Raw genomic sequence first — 4,969 nt, 5'->3', positions numbered from 1 at the left:
AAAACGGTAAAGATAAGAAATCATCTTATCCTTACCGAATATCATAGAGCCTTTAGTTATTCAAATTAGTCTAAGAACCCGATGTGCTTCTCTTGGCCGGCACTTTCCATCTTCTTCATGAAGACAGGGAGGGCACGGCTAATCTGGTGAGGCAGGACGATGTATTGGTTCTTGGCAATGTTTTCAGCAATCGCGCTGTGAGCGTAAACGGCTGCCAGAACGGCCTTCAATGGGTTCTGGTGGAACTCAGCGACAAAGCCGCCAACCATTCCAGCCAAGGTATCGCCCATGCCCCCAACGGCTTGGGCAGGGGTGCCGATGGTCAGTTGGTAGGTTTGATCGGCTGCGTAGATTTCAGTATGGTGCTTCTTGAGGACCACCGTGGCGTTGAGTTGATCCCGTGCTGCCCGGTTGCGTTCCGGTGTTTGGTCGGCAATCTTAATTCCGGAGAGCCGCTGCCATTCCATCTCGTGTGGTGTGTAGATGATATTGCCCTGTGGTGCTGTTAAGTGCTCACGAGCCATCAGCGTGATTGCTGAGCCATCGATAATGACGTTTTGCTCACTGCTGATGTGGGCGAAGACGTTTTTAAGGATGTGCAAACTTTGGTCATCATCCCCAAGCCCAGGGCCGACCACCACCGTTGTTGCGGCGGCAACGAGACTGGCAACCTGGTCGTCATTGGTGAAGTCGGCGAACATGGCTTCCGGGAGCTGGGAGTGCAGGGCACCAGAGTTGCTCTGATCGGTGCAAACGGTGACCAGCCCAGCGCCGGCACAAACTGCCGCAGTGGCTGCCATGATAATGGCGCCGCCAAAGTTACGGTTTCCGCCGACGAGGGTGACCTTGCCAAAGGTACCCTTAAAGCTGTGTTCAGGCCGTGGCTTGATGACATCATGCAAAATTTGGTCAGTTAACTTTTCCATAAAAAACACTTCCTAAATGATTTCGATTTTTGCAATCGACACTTTAATGGTATCATTATTTTAACAAATTCAATAATTGGAGGAAAAATAAAATGACAGACTGGTTAAAAGCGGCGCAGAGCCAGGAAAAAGATTACCTGAACGATTTAACGGCCTTAATGAAGATCCCAAGTGTTCGGGACGATTCGGCGGCTACTGATGAATACCCACTTGGCCCCCGGCCCGCACAGGCCCTGGCAGCTTTCTTGGAGATGGCTGAGCAGGATGGCTTCCGCACCAAGAACATTGATAATGTGGTCGGCTATGCTGAATGGGGTGAGGGCGACGAAACCCTGGCAATCCTGGCCCACCTGGATGTTATGCCAGCCGGCAAGGGTTGGGACACGGACCCATTTGATCCCGTGATCAAGGATGGCAACCTCTATGGTCGTGGGGCCTCCGATGATAAGGGACCGGGAATGGCTGCTTACTATGCTTTGAAGTACCTCAAGGATCAGGGAGTTACCTTTAACAAGCGGGTCCGCTTCATTGTCGGGACCGATGAGGAAAGCAACTGGACTGGGATGCACCGTTACTTTGAGGTTGAACCAGCCCCAACGCTGGGCTTCTCACCAGACGCCGAGTTCCCCGTGATCAACGGTGAAAAAGGGCAAGTTTCATTGAAGATCGGTGCACCAGCTACTAACGGTAATCAATACGTTCTGAAGAGTTTCCACTCTGGCCTGCGGTTCAACATGGTACCACGAGAAGCAGTTGCCTTAGTGACGGTTCCCGACCGGCAGGCTATAACAGCGGCCTTTGACCAGTTTGTTGACGACAATCCAATCTCCGGTTCAGCTGAGGAAACCGAGGATGGCCTGAAGCTGACGGTGATTGGTAAGGCAGCCCACGGGATGGAACCTGAACAGGGAATTAATGCCGGTACCTACCTGGCAAAGTTCCTTGACCAGTATGAGTTTGCCGCGGGTGCTAAGAGCTTCAGTCACTTCCTCGGAAAGTACCTCCACCTCGACACCCGAATGGACGGGTTCGATGGAGCCTTCACTGATCCGGTAATGGGTGAATTGACGATGAACGCCGGGATCCTGAATTTTGACCAGGAAAACGGGGCCGACATTGACATGAACTTCCGCTTCCCTAAGGGGATCACACCGGATGAACTCGAGGCTACTGTTAAGCGGGTCACTGACCAGCTCGGGATGACGGTCACCCAGGGGGCATCACAGAAACCGCACTACGTTGATCCAGATGACCCAATCGTTAAGACCCTGATGCAGGCCTACATTGATCAGACTGGTGATACTAATGCCAAGCCAGAAGTCGTTGGTGGGGGAACCTATGGCCGTCTGATGGAACGGGGCGTTGCCTTTGGAGCCCTGATGCCACAGACACCGAACACGATGCACCAGGCTAACGAATACCAGCCAGTAGCTGACCTGATCAAGTCAATGGCGATCTACATGGAAGCAATCAACAATTTAGTGACCGACTAATACACACTTTCGCTGTTGTGGTAAAATAGAGTTGTAGCATATAGTGGATTTTGGAGGTGTTTTTATGAGTTATCAAAAGATTCTAGTGGGAATTGATGGTTCGACACAGTCAGATATGGCTTTCAACAAGGCGGTTGAAGTGGCATTACAAAACAATGCCCAGCTCCACCTGCTGAGTGTTATCAATGGTGAACGCTACCCAACAACGGGACCAAGTGGCTATGGCTTCGTGGACCACAGTATTTACGAGTCAGCAGTTGAGGTAATGAAGAAGCGTCTGGGGTCTTACCGGACCAAGGCTGAGAATGCCGGTGTTAAGGATGTTAAGACCGATGTTGTCATCGGTAATGCTAAACTTGAACTGGCTGAACATTATCCGGCCGAAAATGACATTGACTTAATTGTAATCGGGGCCACTGGTTTGAACGTAGTTGGTCGGCTGATTGTTGGTTCGACCGCTGCATACACAATTCGTGAAGCACCTTGCGATGTCACAGTTGTGAAGACCGATATGAAGAACAAGAAGCTGGAAGTTAAGAAGAACAGTTATCCAGAAATTTAATTTCGAAGGAATCCGGATGCCAACAGGCGTTCGGATTTTTCGATTGTGATTAAAACATGGCAAAATAATGAAAAACTAGTATAATCATGTTTGTTAGGTGGCGACACCATTATTTTGACGATGGGAGTAATCCTAAAATGCAATTACGACTCAAATATTTAATCACTATAGTTGTCGTTTTACTGATCGTGCTCCTGGGTGGTATGTCTTGGCATCAGCACACCCATTTTAACCGGAACGTTACGATCAATGGGGTACCGGTTGGCGGTATGACCGCTCAACAGGCATATGATAAGGTGAAGAGTACTAAGCGGGCTAATAAGGTTTACCTGAATGGTCAGCTAATCTATCACGGAAATGCTACTGACTCGGGAATCAGTAGCCAGGACCGTGATCAGTTTACGAAGGCCCTGAAGAAGCAGGTAACCTTCTTCCCTTCTGGCAAGCAACAGAATATGCTGGTGTGGACCGACCAGATTAGAAACGATCAGCAGTCTGCAGCCAAGCGGCAGGCGGTTACTAACCGGATCCAACAGATGAATCAAGGCCGGCGGGCACCAGTTGATGCCTATGCCGTTCTTGAACACGGTCACGTAAAGCTGGTCGCTGGTAAGGACGGTAACCAGTATGATCAAGCGGCCTTACTGCGGCAGTTTAAGCAGCACGCAGCTAATGGGACCGTTCGTCTAACCGCTCGTCAGGCACAACCACTCTCAACGCAAAGTGCAACAGTTCAAAACGAAAAGAAACAGCTTCAAAAGCTGGCTGGACGGAGTGTTCAGTATAAGGTTGAAAATAAGCAATACCGTCTTACTAGTGACGACGTGATCACCAAGGCAACTTACCAGAATGGAAAATACCAGTTTGATACTGCTGCCGTGGCCGGAAAGATCAAGCAAATTAATCGTTCTCAGGCAACCCTCGGTCGGGCCTTCAAGTTCAAGACCCATGCCGGTAATGTCATCACTACCAATCGGAAGGGGAGCTATGGTTGGAAGATCAGTCCGGAACGGGCCGGTCAAACCCTGGCACAAGCACTTGCGGATGGTAAAAAAGAAGTTAGTGCTGAGCATGACATCTACGGAATCGGCTATAACACGCGGGGGACTGGTTATGGTGTTACCAGCAATGATGGCCTGGGTGATACCTATGCGGAACTTTCGATCGCAGACCAGCATGTCTGGTTCTACCGTGATGGAAAGTGTGTCTTCGATGCCGATGTGGTAACAGGGGCTAATAACCCTGAACAGGAAACTCCTAAGGGTGTCTGGTATATCATGTACCAGCAATCGCCTTCAGTCCTGCGTGGTAAGAACAGTGATGGCTCTAACTATGCCAGTAAGGTTCAGTACTGGTCACAGTTTACCGACAGCGGTTGTGGTTTCCACGATGCCAGCTGGCGGAAGAATTGGTCAAAGACGGCTTACCTGAGCGGTGGCGATGTTTCGACGGGTGGTTCACACGGTTGTGCTAACATGCACCCAAGTGATGCCGGAACTGCATATCACGATATTCAGGTTAATGAACCAGTGATTGTTTATTAGAATATATAGAAGTCTCAGAGATCATCTGAGGCTTTTTTATTTTGCTGAGTATTTACAATCTAAGTGCAACAGATTTTAAAAAGGCAGATTGCAAGAAATAACTTGAACGAATTTAGTGACGCAGATTAAGCAAGAAGATCTCGATTGGTGTATGCCAGTTAAGACATTTAAGTGGTCGGGAATTCAGATACCAATTGATTTGAACCAGCTGGCGATCGCTCAGCTCTTCAATAGCTTGTCCCTTGGGAATAAATCGTCGCAAAACTCGGTTACGGTTCTCATTACTACCGCGTTCATGTGGTGAATAAGCATGGGCAAAATAAACCGGAGTACCAGTTTGCCGTTCAATTGTCTGATAGTTAGCGAACTCTTTACCATGATCCACGGTCAGCGTCTTGAGCTTGTCTTGAAGTTGACTAGCTAGTTCAAGTACGGCTTGAGTCA

General features: G+C 49.2%; 5 protein-coding genes. 3 read left to right on the top strand and 2 right to left on the bottom strand.

All coding sequences use genetic code 11. The annotated features are described in order from the left end of the window. Positions 1 to 65: 65 nt before the first annotated feature. Positions 66 to 926, bottom strand: a complete 861-nt coding sequence (locus ACI31H_RS07390) for an NAD(P)H-hydrate dehydratase (RefSeq protein ID WP_439771343.1) — start codon at positions 924 to 926, stop codon at positions 66 to 68. Positions 927 to 1,018: 92 nt separating this feature from the next. Between ACI31H_RS07390 and pepV the strand changes: the two genes are divergently transcribed. The 3 genes from pepV (at position 1,019) to ACI31H_RS07375 (ending at position 4,525) form a co-directional block, all read left to right on the top strand. Next, a complete protein-coding gene (gene pepV / locus ACI31H_RS07385; RefSeq protein WP_439771342.1) occupies positions 1,019 to 2,419 on the top strand; it encodes a dipeptidase PepV in 1,401 nt (466 codons plus the stop codon). A 64-nt stretch (positions 2,420 to 2,483) separates the two neighbouring features. Continuing rightward, a complete protein-coding gene (locus tag ACI31H_RS07380) occupies positions 2,484 to 2,981 on the top strand; it encodes a universal stress protein (RefSeq protein WP_320610573.1) in 498 nt (165 codons plus the stop codon). A 137-nt stretch (positions 2,982 to 3,118) separates the two neighbouring features. Continuing rightward, positions 3,119 to 4,525: a L,D-transpeptidase family protein gene (locus tag ACI31H_RS07375; RefSeq protein WP_439771341.1), complete on the top strand. Its 1,407-nt coding sequence runs from the start codon at positions 3,119 to 3,121 to the stop codon at positions 4,523 to 4,525. Between the two features lie 112 nt (positions 4,526 to 4,637). Here ACI31H_RS07375 and ACI31H_RS07370 read toward each other — a convergent pair. Continuing rightward, the coding region (locus tag ACI31H_RS07370; RefSeq protein ID WP_439771340.1) for an IS30 family transposase at positions 4,638 to 4,969 on the bottom strand (332 nt) is incomplete at its 5' end.

Origin of the sequence: Limosilactobacillus sp. (assembly GCF_051873035.1) — a bacterium.
GTDB lineage: Bacteria > Bacillota > Bacilli > Lactobacillales > Lactobacillaceae > Limosilactobacillus.
Note: the sequence above shows the minus strand (reverse complement) of the source record. Positions and strands in the feature narration are given on the sequence as shown.